This is a genomic window from Patescibacteria group bacterium, from assembly GCA_041661625.1.
Taxonomy (GTDB): Bacteria; Patescibacteriota; Patescibacteriia; order JAHIZJ01; family JAHIZJ01; genus JBAZUB01.
The window spans coordinates 199,448-221,263 of the sequence record JBAZUB010000001.1; the positions used below are offsets into that span (position 1 = coordinate 199,448).

Sequence of the window (21,816 nt, forward strand, 5' to 3'; positions counted from 1 at the left end):
TTTACGATACCACCGAATCAACCAGCTTCGGCAAAACGAAATTAAACAGGTCGGCTATCCTAATTAGAAACTGGGCAAATTGCGATGCCGCCACCGAATCGGAAAAAACCGATGGACCGATGAAAGACTCCGCCGTCTTGATCACAATGCCGACCACGATAAATCCCTCAATCAAACCCAGCAGCGCGCCGCTGATTCGATTCATAATCGAGAAAAACGGTATGAACTTGAGCCATTGAAAGGTCTTAGCCAGCACCCAGACAAACAGGCCGACCAAACGATTAATTACCAGGAATATAATCACAAAAGCGACTACGGCAGCGGCGGCGTGATTCTTGAAAAATATCGGCTCCAGCCAAACCGCCAGATCGGCATAATTACGGATGGCGATGTAATAGCCGACAAACGTACCCAATAGCGCACCCAATGTCTGAAATAACCCGGCAAAAAACCCAGCCGCGACAAAACCACCGATAAACACAAGCAATAAGATGTCGAAGGTGGCCATGAGTTTGAAACGTTATTCTATGAGTGGATTATACCACTTCTAATGTCTTCACGAAACCGCCGCTTTGTAACGTATTCAAGTTGACAATATTACCAAATTGCCTTACATTGCCATATCGTTCATTTTTACTAAGGTTATAGCTTTATCGCGAGGACGCTTCCCCGCTATTAAGCTGTAGCCTTCCGATAGGTTTCAGCCCGCGACCCGACAGACGGGCCTCGGACCTTTCAACTCCAACGCACGCACACAAGCTAATAACTTGTAGATGACGATGCACGGAGGGGAAAATGTTGATCGCATTCTTGCTTCTGGTGGTACTGGTGTTGGCACTGATCTTTGTGCCATACTTCAGAAACCGGCACAACCAACAGAACAGTCAGCGGTTCCTGGACCGGATCTATCGGGTGAATGGGTCTGTGGTCTACCACAGGCTTACCAACCAAAGATCCTGCGCGTTCGCTATGTCTGACGCCGGTTCGGTCTTGGACAGGCAACGCGGGGAGACGTACAGGGTGTACACCGCCGGAATGATCGTTGTATATGCCTTGGCTGACCAGGCCATCATCAACGATGTCATCAGGTTGTTCACCCGGGGTGACAAGATATCTCCTGAGGATATCGACCTCGCTAAGAGGGTCCTGTTCCGTCAGGATCACATGATGTATGTCCCGTTCCCCTACGGGAAAAAAGAACGGTGCGGGATTCACTATATCGAGTTTGACACGGTGAGTGAAGAAGCGGCCGCCCAGCGTCTCTACAGAGCCCTGGTAGCCCGCAGTCAGCAGTAACCATTATCTTTCCATCGGATCAATGACGATCCCAGCCGCGCGCATACTGTGTCCGCGGCTTTTCTATTTATTTTGTGTAATAGGCCGTGAAATAACTGGTCACCTCAGATAATTTTGACTGCCCAGTTACCTTGGCTGAATTTGTGTTTTCCAGTATGACCAACTCTTTAGATTGTCGTAGATGTACGTATTCCAAAACGGTGCGCATAGTCGGCTTTGAATCAACATACATTTCCTCGACACGATTCGTATTCAAACTTGTTAACGCTGTTAAAGTGACAGCATCCTGCCGATCGGCCTCATCAGACGTGAGATAATGGGAAAAATCAGCACTAGCAATAACAAGTGCGTCTGATGGTAGAAGTACGTTCAGCTGTTTTGCTAAGCTGATTTGATTGGTTTCGCTTGCTGTATTTTTCAGAATGATCGGTACGAACTTTGTGTTTGGCCAGGTTCGCTTGATAAATGACACTTCGGCCGATATGGAATGTTCTTGTGTAAATATTCGTTCATCAACATTTACTAATCCCGAATCAACTAATTCACCAATTAACTCTGTGTCTCGATTTAATATTCCGTAGGGCGTGTTCCAATCACCGTTGGAAGTTAGAATCGGTCCATTGCCAATCTCGTTATGATTGGGGCCGACCACCACTACCACGCTGGGTTTTAATTCTTGAACGCCATCAAACCAGCGCGCAATTTGATGCGATGCCAGCAAGTGATGCGGAATAATCCCGGCCACTACAACAGTCTGTTCGGCCACTGGCTGGTTACCGGTAAAGGCGCGATCGAAAAAAGCTCGATCCATCGAGTAGGAACGCTGAACAATACCACCCGGATTGGAGGTATTGTTCTTGTTTGTTTCGATTGTTTTAGCTGGCCGCGCACAACCAGTCAGTGTCAGCAATATTGCGCTCAATAGCGCCAGCCGTTTCATCTTTAGCGATGTAGCGCGCCGCCCCACTCAACGACGGTAAAGCCTTGGCGTACGGGAGTTTTGATTGTCAGGGGCTGTACCGAAATGGGCGCGTCCAACGGTTGATAGTCCATGAATACCCGAATAACCTGATCCGGCTTCGGTGTCACCGTCAGCGGTGCCAGCTGATCGAATACCGGCTGGTCGATGAATGTGACAAATGCATAAGGTTTTACTTCCATTTTTGCCTGCCAGAAATCGATGAAGTCGGCACTTTCTTGGTTGTTCAATCCCAGTAAAGCCAGTTTTTCTTTCAAGAATTTATTGACATCTTTTCGGGCCACGACAAATCCGCGATCGGGTAGTTGATAATTCAATCCGATTCCCTCCCAGAACAAGTAGGGATAATACGCGCCGTCTTCGGTAGTCAGCTGGCCGCTTGGTTGGGCGGTCACAGTCCAGCCATTTTCGGGATAGGATGGTTCGGTTATGGTCAATCCGCCTGATGGTTGGACTTTGACATTAACTTTCGTGGTATGTTCGGGGTATAAGTAGATAACTGGCTTGCCGCATTCCACGCCCGGCTGATAGGTCATGTTTCGAAACGCGATCCAGTGCCCTAAAGGTTCCTGCCAGAATATCAAGGGGTGGTTCTGCGTATATACTTCGTAAGTTGGTTTTTCTTCACCCTGCGGCGGATACACCAAGTCGTATGTATCTTTCAGCTCTTTAGTGTTTGAATCGACATATTCATAGATCTTGTCACCAGCCGATGTCTGTCCGGTAACTTTCAATGCCGCCAATCCACCCAATGATTCAGTCGTGCGAAGATCCTGGCAACTGGCAAAACCAGCACAGCCGTGATTAATGTCTCTAGTCTGATATTCCACCGTATTCGCCTGGCCGTTGTTCCAAGTAATCAGTGGCGTAAATAGGTTTGAATCAGCTGGAAATTCACTATTTATCGTTTCTACCTTAGCAAAGTTAACTTTGACGTGATATCTTTTAATTAGGCCATCAGCCGTTTTAATAAAGAAGCATTTTCCGTCTTGATCCAGATACACATCCCCCAATTTAGCATCCGTAAATTGCTTCTCGGTCTGGGTTAGGCCGGTAAATCTCGTAATAGTATCGTAGGTCTGCTCTACTAACAAGATATCTGAATTCGGGATCTTTATTTCCGTGGGGTAGTCTAATTCTGTAATACTTGAGCTGGTATCCTTGGCGATATTGATCCCCTCGGGCTGATAATCATTCAGGCCCATCAGATACACTAAAGTTTGGCCCTGACTGTCGTAAATAGCCCGGAATAGAGTCGGTCCAGACGCAGGGCCATCTTCGGTTTCATAGATATTAAGCAGTACCTTATCTTTGTAGACACCGTTTGTGACCGTGCCAACTTTTTCATAGGTTCTGCTTTGTACCCCAACCGCTCCGATAAAAGGATCGTTGATCAAATTAAATTCGGCTGGCACCGTATCCCAGTTGATTGACAATTTATAGCCGTTCTTAGCGATGGCTTTTTGTGATGCGGCAAAGTCCGCCAGGGAAATTGTCGGCACTGGATCGACAAATGTTAGGCTGCCAATGATTGCGTTAATCTCAGCTTCATGACGCGACGTCGAAGCCTGGTCGCCACCAATGTTAATTTCATAAACCCGGTTGCCGCGTTGTATGTAGCTATACCGTGTGATAGCTGTGTCGGTATGTGAATTACCGTTGACATCATATGTCGAACGGTATGTAGACAATAGGGTCCAGGCAGCCTGGCCATTGATGGTTATTTGGGTTGGGGACGATATGGTGTAGTTATCTTTTTTTAATGAGTTGGCGTGGGTGGTCACCCAGTTTTGCAATGATCCGGTGTTGTTGTAGTATTGCACCGAACCATTCAAGTTGTCGGTATAATCGGCATTAGAGTAACTAAATAAGGCCAGGGTTACCTGCTCCTGGTTGCCCATGCCATAAATATCACCCGTCCAAGTGTCGGGCAGCTTGAAAGTGAAACCGTGATCTAACCGCTGAAACGTAATCGTTTTGGTCAGCGTTGTGCTGGCAACCGAAGTTCCATTGGTGTTGAGATTCCCGTTGCTTTGGTTTGTGTTCGTATTATTAACCGTATTGGTATTGTTAACGGTGGCATTGTCCGATGGTTCGGCGTCTTTATTCGACAAATAGAAGAAATACGCCGCGGCGGCAATGCCAAGCGCGATTACAATAATCAGATAAATCCAGGACTTGGGTGTGGATTTTTTTAATCCCGGCAAACCCGACGCGAGATTTTGATTGTCCATATGTATATTTAAAATAATATTATGTCAAACGAGGGAACAATCCCTCAAGTTTTTTTACTTTCGGGCCGGATAACTGTTGAGTGATTTTCAACGATGTCTCGGGCAGAAACGGTCTCAGGGCCGCCGCAACTTCGCGTATTCTTCCCGCTGTGATTGTCAGTACCTGCGCGATTTTCTCGGTCTGATCGGTACCCAGCTTCCATGGCGCCTCAGTGTCGAGATACTTATTGGTATCGGCGATATAAGCCCAGATATCTTTTAGACCTTGGTCAAACGCCAAACGCCCCAGGCTGGCCGAAACACGCTGTACTAATTCCGAACCCTCAATATTTTTTACAACTGTTAGCGCCACGTCATGCTTTTCTATTAGTTTCGCCGTTCGGCTAACCAGATTTCCCAGACCATTGGCCAGATCGGCGTTGAACTTTTCCGTAAATAAACCGGCTTTGACATCGCCATCCTGGCCGAATGGGAATTGGGTTAACAGCAGGTAGCGCGCACCGTCAACACCGTATTTTGTCACCAAATCGTTGGGATCGATTACGTTGCCGATCGATTTGCTCATCTTGGCACCATCGATTGAAAAAAAACCATGCACATACAGCCGTTTCGGCATTGGTTCGTTAACGGCCATCAATAGCGCCGGCCAATAGATGGCGTGGAATTTCAAAATGTCTTTGGCCATCAAGTGTAAATCAGCCGGCCACCATTTGGCATAATCATCAGCATCATCACCGTAACCAATTGCAGACAGATAGTTTATCAGAGCGTCCACCCATACGTAACAATGCTGTTTAGCGTCGAATGGTAACCGGATCCCCCATTCCACGTGTTCGCGCGAGACAGAAAATTCCGGCAGTTTTTGCTTGAACAATCCCAACACCTCCAGCTTGCGTTCGGGCGGTTCAATCAGTATTTCATCGTTGCGAACTAATTCCTCGACTTTGGATAGATAGTCGTTCAGTTTGAAAAAGTAGTTATCTTCTTTTATCTTCTTCGGGATTGTCCGATGATCGGGGCATTTTCCATCGACTAACTCCGAGTCGTTCATAAATCTTTCACAACCGACACAATACAATCCTCGATATGTATCCTTGTACAACGCATCGCGATCGTGCAGCTTCTGAAGAAACTTAATCACCGCCGTCTCGTGTCGCTCGTCGGTGGTTCTAATGAAGTAATCGTATTTGATATTGAGATTTTTCCAAGCCAGTGCGAAGAGCTCCGCAGTCACGTTCGCAAATTCCTGCGGTGTCTGGCCGGCCGCAGCGGCACTGGCGGCAACCTTGGCGCCGTGTTCGTCCGTACCGGTCAGAAAGAAAACATCCTGTCCAGTCAGGCGATAGTGTCGCGCTAACACGTCAGCTGCCAGCGTGGTATAGGCAGATCCAATGTGTGGTTTGTCATTAACGTAGTAGATTGGGGTGGTGATGTAGAATTTATTCATTGAATTCGGCATCATTTGTGATAAGAAGAGGCTTCTTTCTTCAGTTTTTCTAGAATTTTTGGATATATTTCTCTGCCTTTCGTAGTTTTTATTCTTCCATCCAGCTCATCATCCCATCGTCTAAAAAGTTTACTAAAACTTTCTGGTTGATATTTTTCATTTAGGTGCTCAATGCACAACTTACTTAGATTATCAGAGTCTACGATTATTTCTTCGTCATCCTTTTCTGATTCATGCTTGTCCGCCGCAGCGATCAATCGATTAATTACTAGAATATCACTATCGTCATATTCTAAATTGTGTAAAATTCTTGTTACTAACCTTGATGAATTTTCCGCAGCTTGTGGTTCCAGCTTAAGCATTTCATCAAAATCAATCTTTCCTTTTGGGGCTATTCCTGACCAACCAATGTCGTGAATATACGCCGCGGCTGTCAGTAAATGCAGGTCACTTCTTCCAGCCCCTAACTCTTTTACCCACCTTACTACCCTAAGCGCGTGTTCCCAGTCCCCGGATCGGGCTGAGTCTAAATACGGTTTAGCAATATCGATAAGTTGTTGTTCTCTGGATTCCATTGGGTAATGATATTCTTGTGATTTTTCTCGTTCTTACTACTTCGTTGATGGAAACCTAAAGGTTTCCGCTACTCTTTATCTATTTGGCACCAACTATTACGACAAACTCGCCTTTTTGGCTCTCGGGATGTGATTTCAAACGTTCCAGACACGCGCCAACTGTTTCGCCAATGCGTTCTTCGAACTTTTTGGTCAGCTCGCGGGTGATCACCATCGGTCGGTCCGGTTCCAACAACTCATTTAATCGTTCCAGCGTTTTCATAATCCGGTGGGTTGATTCGTAGAAAATATTCGTTTCATCATTAGCCGCAATTTGCTTCAATAGTGTCTCGCGACCTTTTTTGTGGGGCATAAATCCCAGAAAAGTGAACCGATCGGTTGGTAATCCGGAAATACTGGCTGCCGCCACCAATGCGCACGGTCCTGGAATGGCCGAAATCTGAACGCTCCCGTCGGTTTGTTCGATCACTTGACGCACCAACAAATTACCGGGGTCATTAACGCCGGGTGTGCCCGCGTCCGATACGACCGCTACCGTTTCGCCTTTTTTCAAATGATCAATCAGCTGTCCGACTTTGGTTTGGTGGCTGTGTTGATGATAGCTGATTAATGTCTTGCGAATACCCAAATGCTCCAATAGCCGAATGGTATGGCGGGTATCTTCACAGGCGATTATGTCAGCTTTCTTTAATATTTCCGCCGCTCTAGCTGTTATATCGCCCAGGTTGCCGATCGGCGTGGCAACTATATACAGCTGCCCGGACATTAGGGTTCGGCCTCTTCCAATTGACTTTCTCTCTCCTTCTTCTGCCCAAAAAAGTCGCTGGTGAAAACCTGAATGATTGCGGCCGTCGGTACAGCTAGCATAACCCCAATAATCCCGCCCAATCGAGCGCCAATCAGCATGGCAATTATTACAATCACCGGGTTCAGGCCGGTAGATTTTTGCATCACTTTAGGCACAATCAGCTGGTTCTCCAGTTGCTGAATTACGATATACAGTATCAGAACCAGTAACGCCTTTATGGGTGATTGCGCAAAACTAAGGAACAGCGCCGGCACGGCGGCCACCACTGGACCGACAAAGGGAATAAACTCGAAGAATCCAGCAATCAAGGCCAGCACTAGAGCGTAATGAACTCCCAAAATAGTCAGACCGATGTATGAAACAATAAAAATAATTACGCAGAGCAACAGTTGGCCGCGCAGCCAGGACCCCAATTTAAGCGATATCCGATTGGTTAGCTGGGCCAAATATGGCTGGTATTGTGCCGGGGCAATGGACTGAATAATCTTCTTTCCGTTGTTGCGCTCCTGGCTCAAATAAAACGTAATCACCATAATACTCAGAAAAGACGCAAATCCACCGAACACCGTGACCAGTCCCGAGAAGATGCCGCCGGCCACCTTACTCAAACTGTTATTGACCGTCTGTAAGGACTGCTGAATACTATTGACTAGGCCGCTCTCCGGGCTGACGTTCTTCAGACGTTCGAAGCCTTGAATAATTTTGTCATAATATTGTGGGAAGGCCGATATAATTTGTCCGATTTGTTCGGTCAGCGGTGGGATAATCAATATTACTATCAAGCTGAACAAACCGAGCAATATCGCGTATAAAAATATTGTCCCGACCACACGGGGTATCTTGCGTTTTTCCATCCAGTCGACCCAGGGAGTGATACCCGCCGTTAATATTAACGAAACGAACAGGATCCCGATAACATTGCGAATTACATAAAGCAGCCACAATCCAATCAGGATAAATATGATTTTTAAGATTGAGCTGGTCGAAATACTGAGATTTTGGGTGGGCCGTTCGGACATGGGTCGTTTTTATTGGCTCAATTATACCAGTTTGCACCTATTCGAGCAAATTAGAGCGATTTTTTGATAGTAGACAGTAATTCTGCCTTGTTGCCCCCCGGACCGATCAGTGCCAACGATAGGGCTGACCGGCGGAAGATAGAATTAGCCACCCGCTGAATTTGTCCCGCGGTGACAGCTTCTAATTTTCGATAACGCTCTTCCGGCGTGAGGATCTTCTTCTTGAAAATCTCCTGTTGGCCATACCACGATGCCAAATGACCCGTATCCTCCAGATCCAACAGCATCCGACCGCGTAAATACTCGCGGGCTTGTTTCAATTCTTCGGCCGTAACAACCGCGTCTTTGACACGCTTCAACTCATCCAATATCGCCGCTACCGCCTGATCCAGCCGCGACTTGTCTAAGCCGGCCTGAATTACAAAGGTGCCGGTATCTTCATACCCGTTGGCGCTGGCTTTGATAAAGTAACACAGCCCCCGCTTCTCCCGAATGTTTATGAATAATCGCGAGCTCATATTACCGCCGAGTATCACGCTCAAAAGTGCCAGTGCGTAGATATTTGAGTCGTACATTGATAACGCGAGGAACCCCAGACATAACTGTATCTGCTCCGTTGTGCGTGACATAATTATCAGGCGTGGAATTGTTTGTTTGGTCAGACTGGTGGCTGGCGCTGGATGGGTCTTAGCAATGTTTAAATGATTGAAGGCCCGAGTAATCATCTGAGCGGAACGCGGCGGTATTTTGCCAGCCATAACTACCACCATATTTCGGGTGTGGTAGTGCCGGTCACGATACGACAATATTTCCCGCCGGGTCACGGTACGGATCACCTGGCGTGGACCGGCAATCATTTGGCCCAGTGGATGTTGTTTGCCAAACACAGTTGATTCGAAAATATCCTCGATAAACATAATCGGGTTATCTTCGTACATATTAATTTCTTCGACAATCACGCCCCGTTCCCGATCGATTTCAGCTTTGTCAAACTTCGAGTGCTGCAACATATCCGACAGCACATCCAGCGCCATCGGCAGTTTATTGGCTTCAATTTTGATATAGTAACCCGTGTGATCCTTGCCCGTGAATGCATTGTATTCGGCACCGACCGCGTCCAATTCTTTTGAGATATCCCGTGTGGTCGGCCGCCGCGTGGTACCTTTGAACATTAAATGTTCGATAAAATGCGACACGCCATTAACTGATGGCGGTTCGTGGCGCGAACCGACTTTTGTTAATACCAACAGCGTTACCGTGGTAGCGTCTTTTAGCGGCACCGTGATCAAACGTAAACCGTTCTTTAGAACCTCTTTCTTATATCCCATCGTATTGTTTGGCTAGATAATCATTAATCTCGGCGATTGGCACTCTCACCTGCTCCATCGTGTCGCGATCGCGCACCGTGACAGCCTTATCCTGCTCGGTTTCAAAATCAACCGTAACACAATATGGCGTACCGATTTCATCCTGGCGGCGATACCGTCGGCCAATCGATGCCACATCGTCATAGGCGCACATATACTTTTTTCTCAGCTCATCGCAAAGCTTCTGGGCCTGACCCGCTAGCGGTTCTTTTTTTGACAATGGCAGTACGGCCACTTTGTATGGCGCCAAACTCTTGTGCAACCGCAACACGACTTCATTTTCCTTGTTGCTTTCAGTGGTGGTGGTACGCCCGCCCTCAATTTCTTCGTAGGCATCAATCAAGAAAGCCAGCGCGGATCGCTCAACACCGAATGACGGCTCAATTACATATGGTACGATTTCAGCCGCATCATCTTTGTACTTTAAACCGTGCGCCTTGAGATCAAAGTCGGTTCGGTTGGCAATGCCAATCAACTCGCCCCAACCCTTGTCAAAGGGCCAGTGATATTCCAGGTCAATCGTGGCTTTTGAGTAGTGAGCCAGTTCCGCTTTGGCCTGCGGCTGTTGACGCAAGTGTTCGGATTTCATACCTAAATCGTGGAACCATCGTATGGCTTCTTTCACCCAATAATCAAACCATTTATCATCCTCGCCGGGTTTGACGAAATACTCCAGTTCCATTTGTTCGAATTCACGCGATCGGAAAATAAAATTTCCCGGCGTGATTTCGTTACGAAATGCTTTGCCAATCTGCGCAATACCAAACGGCAGGCGCTTCCGGCTGGTTTGAACTACTTGTTCGAAGTTAATAAATATATTCTGCGCGGTCTCGGGACGCAAATAGGCCGCTGAACCGCCGTCCTCCACCGGTCCGACCGAGGTTCGAAACATCAGATTAAACTCCCGACCTTCGATGAAATCTTGTCCGTTGCAATTCCGACATTTCTTGTTTTCCAGTAGATCATCCTCCCGATAGCGGCTGTGGCATTTTTTGCATTCTAACAGTTTATCGGCGAAACCTTTGACATGACCCGACGCCTCCCATACTTTTGGGTTGGTAATAATGGCGCTATCTAAACCCACCACATCACCCCGTTCTTGGACAAACTTCTTCCACCAGGCCTTTTTGATGTTATTTTTCAACTCGACGCCCAGCGGACCCCAGTCCCAGAAACCGCTCAATCCGCCGTATTTTTCGGCTGAAGGAAAAATAAAACCCCGCCGTTTGGCGAGCGAAACAATCTTTTCCATGGTGTCGTTTGGTGTCTTCATGCCCGATTTTCCAATAATTACGGATTTAACAAGTATTTAACTCACAAATTATACCTATTTTTGGAATAATGGGCAAATATTGCATTATTGTTATCGTTCATACGAAACATCCGTATACATAAATGGGTATTCTTCTCCAACTTTAACCACGCCGTGTTTTATGGGATTATTGTTGATATATTCCAAGTGGTAAAACAAATCACGTTCATCGCGGATAATGTGGTCGTGGAATGAGGTTTGCCAAGCAAATTTCGTTTCAACCATATTGATGATAGTTACATTCTTCCGTAGGCGAGGATGATCATCCTCGCCTACGTAGTTGTGGGACATTTTTGTGTATGAGTGATCATCCTCACCCACTTGGTATCGGTGAGGTAACCAAATATTGGCGCTTCTTGATGTGTTACGTTTGATATTGTGCATTATTTGTGAAACATTATATTTACCTGCTGGCATGATCATTATATGAAGATGGTCCGGCATTACAACAAATCCATACAAGACGAACCCCATCCACTCTTGCGCCAGGAATATCTTGGACATACAAAGCTTTGCTAATACATTATCTCGAAAATACGGGTAATTTCCCTTGGTTTTGGTAGTTACGAAATATATCGCGTTTTCGACATAAACTCGCTTTTGTGAATTCAAATGCATAAAAACAGGGATTGTCTCCCTGCGGTTTGATTGGCTATAAATTACCAAAAATATATCAAAAATACAATACTCTACAACTCTTCCGCCTTCTCAATCCTAATATACCCGCCCGCCTCCAGCACCGCTACATCGCGCCGGGTTAATTTGCCCTGCAGTAAATAATTGGCCAGCGCGTTGTCGACTGTGTTCTGGATCACCCGCCGTAATGGCCGCGCGCCGTAAAGCGGGTCATAGCCTTGCTCCACCAGCTCCCGCAGCGCCTCATCAGTGGCTTTGAGCGTGATCCCCTTTTCTTCCAACCGTGATACCACTTGGGCAATCAACAATTTGGCGATCTTGAGTAAATCTTCGTGGCTCAGCGGCTTAAACACCATCACGCCGTCAAACCGATTGATAAATTCCGGTGGAAAGTGTTTAGTCAGTTCGTCGTTGATCAGTTCGTCCCGGATCGCGTTCACGGGTACGCCTTCCTTTGTGCGCTGTTGTATCAGCGGAGTCCCGGCATTTGAGGTAGCGATCAGGATCACATTGCTAAAATCGATCGTCCGTCCCAACGAGTCTGTCAATCGGCCTTCGTCCATTATCTGCAGGAAAAGGTTGAGAATATCAGGATGGGCTTTTTCGATTTCATCCAGCAATAACATCGTATAAGGCGTACGGCGGACTGCTTCGGTGAGATACCCGCCTTCGACGCCTCCGCCAGCTGTGTCACCGATCAGGCGGCTGATGCTGGAAATGTCCTGATATTCGGACATATCGAGCCGGACCATGTTCTTCTCGGACCCGAAATACACCTCAGCCACAGTCTTGGACAGCTCGGTTTTGCCCACGCCGGTCGGCCCTAAGAACATGAAATTGGCAATCGGGCGCTTGATATCGCGCAGTTCAGCACGCGCCCGGCGCAAAGCAGCCGCTACCATGCTTACCGCCTCGGACTGATCCACCATGCGTTCGTGGATGCGGTCTTCGAGGTGGAGCAATTTGTCGCTCTCTTTCTGGGTAATAGCCGTAACCGGCACCTTCATCTTCTGGGAGACAATTTCAGCCACGTGTTCGGCGGTGACCATTACGTCTTTTCCGTATGTTCTGCGTACGTAAGCCGCAGTTTCTTCTAGTAACCGGACGGCTTTCTCGGGCATATACCGGTCGGCAATGTATCGGCGTGACATGGCGATAACGTTGGCCAGCGCCGCGTAAGTGAAATAAACCTTATTGCGGTACTCCAATTCACCGACTTTTGATTCCAAAACATATGTGGTGCGCATCGCGTCCATTTCATCGATGGGCAGTTTCTGCAATAACGCGCTCAACGGACGCTGCTCTAAATAGCGCCGATAGTTTATCGGGTCGGATACGCCAATCACGATCAGAGACAGACGATTAAGATGTTCAGCCAATACGCTGGCTAAATCAAATCCTTTACCGCCCTGCGACGTCACGCCGACTAGATTGTGAATATCATCAATAAATATGATAATGTTCCCCGACCGGCTGACTTCGGCAAAAACATGAAGAAGTCGTTCCTCGATCTCACCCGGCGCCGAGGCTCCGGCCACCAGCTCGCCGATACTGAGACTGACCAGTCGTTTATCCTGGAACATCGGCGGGACGCTTTCCGCGACCATTCGTTGAGCCAACCCAGCAATTATAGTCTTTCGACCCACGCCGGGATTCCCTACCAAAATGGCTCCGCATCCGTTAGTTTCTACAGTCCGAAACAGGATCTCCAAATCGTCGTTACGCCCAACGCAATAATCCAGCCGACCCGACTTCGCCAACATGGTCATGTCAACGCTAAACCGGTTAAGAAACGGCGTTGCCACAGCGGTCATGGACCGATTCATGGCGCCTTTGGGTTTCAATCGGGCGTGTGTGGCGTAATGACGCATGTAGGCGGTCAGTTCGCGTTGAATGTGCACCCACATAACCACATTGCGCATATCATCCAAGTCTATTCCCATATCCACCATAATCGCTTGCGATTCCTTAGTGGTGCGCAACAGAGCGGTCATAATATCGGGCACTTCAACTACTTGGCTGCCTCGTTCAATCGCCTCCTCGAAGGCTATGAACAATACACTCCGGTATTCGTTGGATATTTCCGGATCTGCGCCGGTCTCTTGCTTGGGATATTTGGCCAGCTGTCTTTCGACTTTTTCCTCAACTTGAGCGGGGTTAAGACCTAACCGGGCAAACAACGCTTTCATTGATTTTTGTTCGATCATGACTGACAGCAGGTGCAGCGCGGTCAACTGTTTATGCCGGCGATGCCAAGCGCGCTTGAAAGCCGTATCAACCAGCTCAATCGCCTCACCGGAGTATCGCCCAGATACGCGCACCCAATGTTTTTTGGGCAGCTTTTTAATAAAGTCATAATTTATATCCTGGATCGACGTAATGGCCGTACTATAGGGCTGCGCCTCGGGTTGATAGTGGCGCTGTCTGAAATGGCGATACAGCCAAATTTCCAAAGCTAATATTCCCAGCCAGAATAGAAAATATTCCGGGTCGGATTCTTTCAATAAGGATCGGATGTGCTCAAAGTTAATTTGTGTTTCAGCAAATTTTATTATCCCAAGCGTGATCCCGACCAAAGCGCATAGAATCAGTACGGTATCCACCAAACGGCGCAACATCCGGCCGGAGGATTCCAGCCACAAACTCATGCTGTCTATCGCCCGCCCCCAATACAGCGCCCGCTGATCGTGCCAACCTAGCATTGCCTCACCCCGACAATTCCGACAAACAGTTCTACGCCGACCCTGGGCTGTCTGGCCCAATCCATCGCAAACCGGACAAGCGATTAATCCAAGCGGGTCGGGAGTTTTCTTTTTTGCCAATTGGGAAGCCATTAGATCGCGTTGCGGATAATAAAGACCAGCGTAGCCGGCAATAGTGCTAGCCATCCCAGAACCATAACTACATTAACCAACAAAACTATAAGCATCAAAACGGTAATCAGAGCGTACCAGATCAGACGAATAAAAAAGCTGATCGCCCGTCCACTGCGGGTGTAATCACCATACATAGGCGTAAACAAATATCGACCCAACAGTGTCCAGGCCAGCTGGTTATTGGCATCACGCACGTTATTCCAGGTTTTGCCAGCCACGATCACCAAACCGCCGGTATACCACCAGATCGGAAAATATAGCACGCCTAACACCAGCTCAACAATCGTAATTTTTAGAAATTGGCCTAAATAATTCATATTCGATATTTGTTTGGTGCTGATATTATACCATTTTTTCTGCATCAACTCAAAAATGCAGTGCAATGTCTGACATTACCGGATTTGATCGTGGCTCGACTATTAAATCTGTTCCATCTCGATAGCCTGGCGTATCCGGCGCATTAGCTCCAGATAAAAATTAACGTTGTGTATCGTCGCTAAGCGCAAACCCAATGGGTCGCCAATATTGAACATATGTCTGACGTAAGCCCGGCTATATGTTTGGCAGGTGGGACAGGTACAATATGGATCGATCGGCTTCGCGTCGGCTCGGTAGCTCGATTGTTGAATTCTTACTATCGAATAGAACTTATTAGTCAATCGTGGTTTGGGCTGGCTCCAGACATACAGATAGCCGTGGCGCGCATTTCGTGATGGCAAAACACAATCAAACATATCCGCTCCGGCTCGAACAGCCGCAACGATCTGTTCCGGTCGTCCATAGCCCATGATGTATCTGGGTCGATTTGACGGCAGCAGAGATGCGAACTCTTCGATTATGCGTAACATATCTGTTTCCGGCTCACCTACCGCCAAACCACCCAGCGCAAAACCATCAAACTCTAGTGCCGTGATTTCAACCAGGCTGCGTCGCCGCAGCTCAGGATAGACGGAGCCCTGGACAATACCAAAGGTTAGATTTTTTGATGAGCTAGCCGGCCCGATAGAACGCTTCGCCCATTTTGTGGTTCTGGCAACGGCGTCTTGAGCGGTAGCTTCGCTCGAGGGATAACCAACGCACTCGTCCAACACCATGCGGATGTCCGATCCGATTGTGTCTTGTATTTTTAGAACGCTAGCCGGCGTTAAACAATATTTATTGCCATTGACGGGGTCCTTGAAATCTACCCCCGTACCGGTGATCTGGCGGTGACGGGATAAACTGAACACCTGAAAGCCGCCCGAGTCAGTTAATATCGGGCCGGACCAATCCATAAACTTGTGCAAACCGCCAAACTTACGCAACACAGGCAATCCGGGCTGCAAGAGCAAGTGATACGTATTGGCCAAGATAATGTCCGCACCAATTATTCGCAAGTCCGTGCCGGACAGCGTCTTAACCGAGCCGCGAGTGGCAATCGGCATGAAGGCCGGCGTCGGCACAACTCCGTGCGCCGTGGTCAATCGTCCGATCCGAGCCCGGCTTCGTTGAGATAGTTTTTTTATCCGATAAACCACCCTAATCACCCTGAGAGATTACCTTGCCTCGTTGGGCTCCCGTGGAATCGTTTGGCAAGCTGGTATCAACTGCCGATATTGCTTGTGTAACGCTGACATGAGTAAAAGCATCCGTTCCTTTCAGGCTCGCTTCCGGAATTAATTGTATATATGAGTCAATCTGTTCTTCGACCGGTGAAATCGATATGCTAAAATTGGCTAGCAATGGATCCGTTGATTGCCCGGTCCAAGCCGGCAGTTTATTTAGCCGCCAGCTGACCAATCGCGTATTGGGATCAAATGTCAGTGGCTGGCCGGCATCGACATGTCCCTGCCCCACCCAGGTAATGCTTTCCGGCAATGATAAGCTGATGCTAACATCGTTAATATCGTTAGCACCATTATTTAAAGATAAATAAATCTTATAAGTTGTTGTGCGTCCCACCACCGGTGGAAATGGCCCGCTCCCGATAGCTTTGCCGGACTGGTCATAATATCGCGACTCCATGCCCAACGTAACTTTTGAACTTATCTTAGCCAGAAATCCCTCACCCGTTTTGTTGAACTGGCTGGCCGATATGCCGCTTTTTCTTTGCCCAGTGATACTTGGAGTAATTTTTATCGCCAAATTCGGACGACCAACCAACTCGGCAGGTATAGTTGATTTGAGATTTACTTCGGCGGATAATGTTATAGAATCACCGGGTGAGATGTTGCTGAGTTGATCGACCTCGTTCGCAGACCAACTGAGAATGCCATCTTGGCGCGTAGCCTTTTGTGGATTTACCAAAGTAGACCAATCGATAGCGTCAGTCTTGATTACCTCGTTGTTCGAAAGCAATTCATACTGCCAGGTGATAGTACTTTTGTCTAATTGGAAGTCGCTAGCATTGGTTAGCGCCATTTGCGATGTGAGCGTCTGACCCCAATCAATATTGGCAGTTTCGGTTTGGTTATTTACGGTCATTTTCATTTGGATGTCCTGGCTGACAATCAACACTAGGAAACTTTTTTCCAGCTGAAGTTGAAATTGGCCATTATCGCCGACCAGACTGACCTGTATTTTTACTTCCTGTTGGTCCGATGGATTGCCGGTGAACACGCCCGTTACGCTGATCGTCCCCTTGGCGCCGGCTTTAAGATCATTGATTAACCAATTGCCGTCATTGCCGACATTTGGCTGTGCCGTGTTTAGGACAAAAGAACCCGGCCAGGTGGGCTGGAGTTTGATTTGACCCATAGCGCGATCGGAAGAATTGGTGTATTCAATGCTGAAAGTGGTCGGCTGTCCGGAAATTACTTCCCGGGCGTCTTTGACCTCGATATTCAATGTCGAAGAATTTATCACCATCTCCCAGTCAACTTTCTTACTAAACTCGGAATTAAAATTTGATGGTCGGTAAGTAAGTGTGGAGGTAAACGGATGGCTGGAGCCTACCTCACCGATCAGCTGCCCGGTGATTTCTAGCGTCCGTTCTTCCCCGGGCTGCAGGTTCCCGATCGACCATTGGTTGTGATATTCGCCAACCGGCGATGACGTGGCTGAAACATATGTAAAACTCGATGGATATGAAACGTTAAGCGTAGAATCAGTTAAAGTGGCTTTTTCCGAGTTTTTATAGGTGATTTTCATTATAACATTCTCGCCCGACGCGGCCGTGCGCTCCCCTTGGAATGATATCTGTACATCAGACTCATTGAATTTTTTGTCGCTCCGATTAAATACAAAAAAGCCCAGGATGGCTGATATTCCGGCTAATAACAGCAGGACTATGATACTAATTAAAATACTCTTTGATTTGGTCTTGGGTTTGCGCTCCATAATGCTTAAATCAGAAGATCTTCCATCCTCTTTCTTGAATATTTGGTCCATTAAAGTCCCATTGGCCGACATATCGGGTGCGGGCTGGATATCTTTAGTGTCTTTTGCGGCTGTATTGGTGGGTTTCATAGCCAGTCATTATATCACTTACCGGACTTTTTGGCTGCGGCCATAGCTTGCAGGAAAGTCAACGAGCGGGGCGGTTTGTCGAGGTGGTGGCTGATCACGCTATCGCGCCAATCAGCCAAATGACGAGCCTGGGTGTGAGTAATTTTCACGGCGGCTATTTGGGCATATGATTGACGAATCAGATACCGTAATAATTTGAAAAGCGTTACTGGCACGGTTTGGCCGCCCCATTCCGGCATAAGACGCTGGCAGGCTTGGCAAATTGCGCCGCCCCGCTCTAACGACAATCGGTTTCCCATAGCCGGTAAAATTCGCTCACAGCGCTGGCAATGCTCCATTTCCAAGCCATAACCCAACAAGGATAACAATTTCAAAAGATAGGCGGTAACAATCAGCAACATCTTTTGTTCATCTGCTACCGTGCCATTTCGTTGCCGGTTTAGCGCCGCCCATGTTTGTCCAATCAGGCGCCAGATGGCCTGATCCGGCAATCGCGTCCTGGTTAGCCGATCGGCCAGTTCGGTAACCAAATCGGCATAGGCCTTGGTGCGCAATGACGATATGATACGCGGATAGTTTTTGATCAAGCTGGCGCCGATAACACGCTCACCCCGCCGGGTATTTACGATCGTTACGCGCACAACCGAATATGGCTCGAGGTGTCCGGCTAGTTTGCTGACAATTTTTGAGCCACCCTGAACCGTGGCTTCGATTTTTCCGTAATCCGACGTGTATAGCACAACCAACCGATCAACTTCGCGTATGGAAATACGTCGCAACACCAGCGCGTTGGTTGTGTACATGTTGGCCATACTGCTTCCAGTTTATTTTACGATGGCAATCCTGATTAAGCCGCCTTCAACTTTGAATTCGCCTTGAATCTGACTATCAGCGGGAAGTTTGTCGAGGTGTGCTTCCCGACTTAGTGTGTCCGATTTTATTTTCTGCAGATACGGCCGCAGCGAGTCCAAAAGACCGGATGGATCAGACTGTAAATACAGCTCCACCTGGTCATTGATCGTTAGACCGGCCTGTTTGCGCACACTGTTTGTTTGGCGGACTAATTCTCTTACCATACCCTGCGCAGCTAGTTCGGTGGTTATGGTAATATTTATGGCAATTCCAATACCACCAATCATCTTAATCTTCCATTCCGGACCGCTGGGCAGTTCGTCTTCCGCCCGCACTTTCAGGATATTTACTTCGTCGCTTAGAATACCAACAAACGCTTTTGATAGCTTCGCGCCCGTGACCACCAAATTACCCAATGGCTGCCGGACCTTGATGCCCGCTTCTGACCGCAACGAATGGGTGGTTTCAGCCACCGAACGAACTGTGGCCATTTGCTGCAGGACATCCGATTCGGGCTGGTGGGTTAGTTTCGGCCAAGCCTCTAGATGGACGCTGGCTTTCTGACCGCCGGTTTGTTGATACAGATCATCGGCGTAGAATGGCGCAAATGGGGCGAGCAATTTTGCCAATATTTGCAGCACGTGGCGCAGCGTATCCACCGCCTGGTCGCGCTGATCGGCATCCTTGAATCGATCCCGGCTGCGGCGCAAATACCAAGTGGATAAGTCATCGATGAACTTGGTTATGCCGCGGCCAGCTTCGGTGATACGATAATTATCCAAATGCGTGGTCGTTTCATCGACCAGCTGATAGGTTAAATCCATAATCCATTGGTCCAGCAAGTGCGGCGTTTTTTTCGTGACCTTATTTTCTCCGGCGTATAGCTTGAAAAAGCTCAATACATTGGACAGCAACATAAAATTCTTGCGCACGATCTCGGTCAGGCTCTTGGGATCGTAATTCTTCGATTCACCCGGCTGGCTGGTAGTCAGAAAAAACCAGCGTACCGTGTCGGCGCCAAATTCTTCGATCGCCTTATTTGGGTCAGTCACATTGCCAATATGCTTGCTCATCTTCTTGCCTTTGGCGTCCATGACATGGGCCTGGCAGATAACATTGCGATATGGAGTCTCTTTGCCCAGCACCGTAGCGATTGCCAGTAATGTATAGAACCAGCCTCGGGTTTGATCGATCGCTTCGGAGATATAATCGGCTGGATAACTCAAACCTTTATCAATGCGCTCTTGGTTTTCAAATGGATAGTGCCACTGCGCGAACGGCATGCATCCCGAATCAAACCAGGCGTCGGCCACTTCGGGTACGCGCTTCATAGAACCGCCGCATTTTTGACAGGTTAATATCACGTCGTCGATAAACGGTCTATGTGGGTCAAAATCCTTGTCTAATGGTCTGCTAGCAAGTTTGTTCAATTCCTCGTATGAACCAATGCAAACTTTTTCTTGGCACGCGGGTTTGTTAGTGCACTCCCAGATCGGCAGAGGCGTACCCCAATAACGTTCGCGTGACACCGCCCAGTCTTTCACTTCGGCCAGCCATTCGCCGAACCGGCCGTGTTTGATGTACTCCGGTATCCAGTTGATCTGTTCGTTATTTGCAAGCAACTTCTCGCGTAAAGCCGACATCTTGATGAACCAGGAGTCCTTGGCGTAATACAACAACGGCGTGTGACAGCGCCAGCAGAATGGATAGTCGTGCGTATAGGCTTCTGCTTTGTACAACAGCCCTCGGGACTTCAAATCATCAATGATGGCTTGGGTAGTTTTTTCCTCGGTCGTTTTGTCCTTATGCTTGACCGGCCAGCCCGCCCACTTTGGAACAAGTTCATTGAATTTTCCATCGGGTGTGACCGTATGAATTTTTGGTAATCCGATCTTTTCACCAAGCTGATAGTCGTCTTCACCATACATAACTGCGGTGTGAACAATGCCGGTTCCTTCATCCGTAGTAACAAAATCCGCCGCATAAACTTTGTAGGCGTTATCGTATCCTTTCGTTTGCTTGGGAACCGCATTGTTAAAAAGTGGCTTGTATTTTTTTCCTATAAGTTCTGCGCCAGTTAAATTTTCTAAACCTTTCTTAATAACTCCTCCAACGCCAACATCAGTGCTATAATCATCACCAACTAGTATCTCGGGTTTATTATTCGAATTAATGTATCTTTCTGAGGCAATTACATAACGTTCGCCCTTTTCGTTAGGGTTTGTTTTTACATATAGTATATCTTTTCCAACAGCCAATGCCACATTCCCTGGCAACGTCCACGGCGTCGTCGTCCAAGCTAGAATAAATGTTCCTGGTTCATCGACTAATTCAAATTTCACTGTTATCGCGTTGTCCGTCACTCTTTCGTAACCTTGCGCTACTTCGTGCGACGACAAAGCCGTGCCGCAACGCGGGCATTGCGGTACCACTTTGTAATCCTTGATCAGCAATCCTTTATCCCAAATCTGCTTGAATATCCACCAGAGCGTCTCAATGTATGGCTTCTCATAAGTAATGTATGGATGCTCCATATCGAGCCAATAGCCGATCCGCTCGGTCAGCTTTTTCCATTCGGCGGTATATTTCCACACGCTATCCCGGCACGCCTGGTTGAATTTGGCGATGCCATATTTCTCGATATCGCGCTTGCCCGATACTTTGAGCTGTTTTTCCACTTCCAACTCCACCGGCAAACCCTGGGTGTCCCAGCCGGCTTTGCGTTCCACAAAAAAACCCCGCATCGTTTTGTACCGGCAGATGACGTCTTTGAAAGCGCGACCCTGGGCGTGACCGATGTGCGGCATGCCGTTGGCGGTCGGCGGACCTTCAAAAAAAATAAAACGTTTGCCCTGAGCGGTTTGAGCCAGAGTCTTATTGAATATATCCTGCTCCTGCCAACGTTTCAGGATATCGAGTTCACGTTCAGAATAGTTTGAAATGGCCACAGTGTACTGCCTAAATTATT

At 47.8% G+C, this 21,816-nt stretch carries 17 protein-coding genes; 1 reads left to right on the forward strand and 16 read right to left on the reverse strand.

Annotated features, from left to right (window positions below; genetic code table 11):
- Position 1: 1 nt before the first annotated feature.
- Complete coding sequence (locus WC734_01060; GenBank protein MFA6197732.1) at positions 2-508, reverse strand: CvpA family protein; 507 nt, start codon at positions 506-508, stop codon at positions 2-4.
- A 287-nt stretch (positions 509-795) separates the two neighbouring features.
- Here WC734_01060 and WC734_01065 point away from each other — a divergent pair, with 287 nt between their 5' ends.
- Positions 796-1,296, forward strand: a complete 501-nt coding sequence (locus WC734_01065) for a hypothetical protein (protein ID MFA6197733.1) — start codon at positions 796-798, stop codon at positions 1,294-1,296.
- Positions 1,297-1,363: 67 nt separating this feature from the next.
- On the opposite strand, the gene amrB is transcribed toward WC734_01065, so the two are convergent.
- The 15 genes from amrB to ileS all read right to left on the reverse strand — a co-directional run bounded on the left by amrB (position 1,364) and on the right by ileS (position 21,796).
- Positions 1,364-2,236, reverse strand: a complete 873-nt coding sequence (gene amrB, locus WC734_01070) for an AmmeMemoRadiSam system protein B (GenBank protein MFA6197734.1) — start codon at positions 2,234-2,236, stop codon at positions 1,364-1,366.
- A 2-nt stretch (positions 2,237-2,238) separates the two neighbouring features.
- On the reverse strand, positions 2,239-4,509 hold the full coding sequence (locus WC734_01075) for a hypothetical protein (protein ID MFA6197735.1): 2,271 nt from the start codon (positions 4,507-4,509) through the stop codon (positions 2,239-2,241).
- 19 nt (positions 4,510-4,528) lie between these two features.
- Positions 4,529-5,956, reverse strand: coding sequence for a methionine--tRNA ligase (gene metG / locus WC734_01080; protein ID MFA6197736.1), 1,428 nt, complete (start codon positions 5,954-5,956; stop codon positions 4,529-4,531).
- An 11-nt stretch (positions 5,957-5,967) separates the two neighbouring features.
- On the reverse strand, positions 5,968-6,531 hold the full coding sequence (locus WC734_01085) for an HD domain-containing protein (GenBank protein ID MFA6197737.1): 564 nt from the start codon (positions 6,529-6,531) through the stop codon (positions 5,968-5,970).
- Positions 6,532-6,610: 79 nt separating this feature from the next.
- On the reverse strand, positions 6,611-7,297 hold the full coding sequence (gene rsmI, locus WC734_01090) for a 16S rRNA (cytidine(1402)-2'-O)-methyltransferase (protein MFA6197738.1): 687 nt from the start codon (positions 7,295-7,297) through the stop codon (positions 6,611-6,613).
- Positions 7,297-8,358 (reverse strand): AI-2E family transporter, encoded by a 1,062-nt coding sequence (locus WC734_01095; protein MFA6197739.1) that lies wholly within the window; start codon positions 8,356-8,358, stop codon positions 7,297-7,299. Before WC734_01095 ends, rsmI begins: the two co-directional genes overlap by 1 nt.
- A 50-nt stretch (positions 8,359-8,408) precedes the next feature.
- A complete protein-coding gene (locus WC734_01100; GenBank protein MFA6197740.1) occupies positions 8,409-9,686 on the reverse strand; it encodes a pitrilysin family protein in 1,278 nt (425 codons plus the stop codon).
- The gene (locus WC734_01105; GenBank protein ID MFA6197741.1) at positions 9,676-10,998 is read right to left on the reverse strand and encodes a glycine--tRNA ligase; all 1,323 of its coding nucleotides are present in this window, start codon (positions 10,996-10,998) and stop codon (positions 9,676-9,678) included. The genes WC734_01100 and WC734_01105 overlap by 11 nt, the downstream gene beginning before the upstream one ends.
- A gap of 90 nt (positions 10,999-11,088) precedes the next feature.
- Complete coding sequence (locus WC734_01110; GenBank protein MFA6197742.1) at positions 11,089-11,655, reverse strand: transposase; 567 nt, start codon at positions 11,653-11,655, stop codon at positions 11,089-11,091.
- Positions 11,656-11,726: 71 nt separating this feature from the next.
- Complete coding sequence (locus tag WC734_01115) at positions 11,727-14,561, reverse strand: ATP-dependent Clp protease ATP-binding subunit (protein ID MFA6197743.1); 2,835 nt, start codon at positions 14,559-14,561, stop codon at positions 11,727-11,729.
- Positions 14,507-14,866 carry a hypothetical protein gene (locus WC734_01120; protein ID MFA6197744.1) on the reverse strand — a complete coding sequence of 120 codons (360 nt, stop codon included), beginning with the start codon at positions 14,864-14,866 and terminating at the stop codon, positions 14,507-14,509. Before WC734_01120 ends, WC734_01115 begins: the two co-directional genes overlap by 55 nt.
- A 102-nt stretch (positions 14,867-14,968) precedes the next feature.
- Positions 14,969-16,075, reverse strand: coding sequence for a tRNA guanosine(34) transglycosylase Tgt (gene tgt / locus WC734_01125; GenBank protein ID MFA6197745.1), 1,107 nt, complete (start codon positions 16,073-16,075; stop codon positions 14,969-14,971).
- Complete coding sequence (locus WC734_01130) at positions 16,068-17,996, reverse strand: hypothetical protein (protein ID MFA6197746.1); 1,929 nt, start codon at positions 17,994-17,996, stop codon at positions 16,068-16,070. Before WC734_01130 ends, tgt begins: the two co-directional genes overlap by 8 nt.
- Before the next feature lie 14 nt (positions 17,997-18,010).
- Positions 18,011-18,799: a DNA repair protein RecO gene (gene recO / locus WC734_01135; protein ID MFA6197747.1), complete on the reverse strand. Its 789-nt coding sequence runs from the start codon at positions 18,797-18,799 to the stop codon at positions 18,011-18,013.
- 21 nt (positions 18,800-18,820) lie between these two features.
- Positions 18,821-21,796 (reverse strand): isoleucine--tRNA ligase, encoded by a 2,976-nt coding sequence (gene ileS / locus WC734_01140; GenBank protein ID MFA6197748.1) that lies wholly within the window; start codon positions 21,794-21,796, stop codon positions 18,821-18,823.
- Positions 21,797-21,816: the final 20 nt, after the last annotated feature.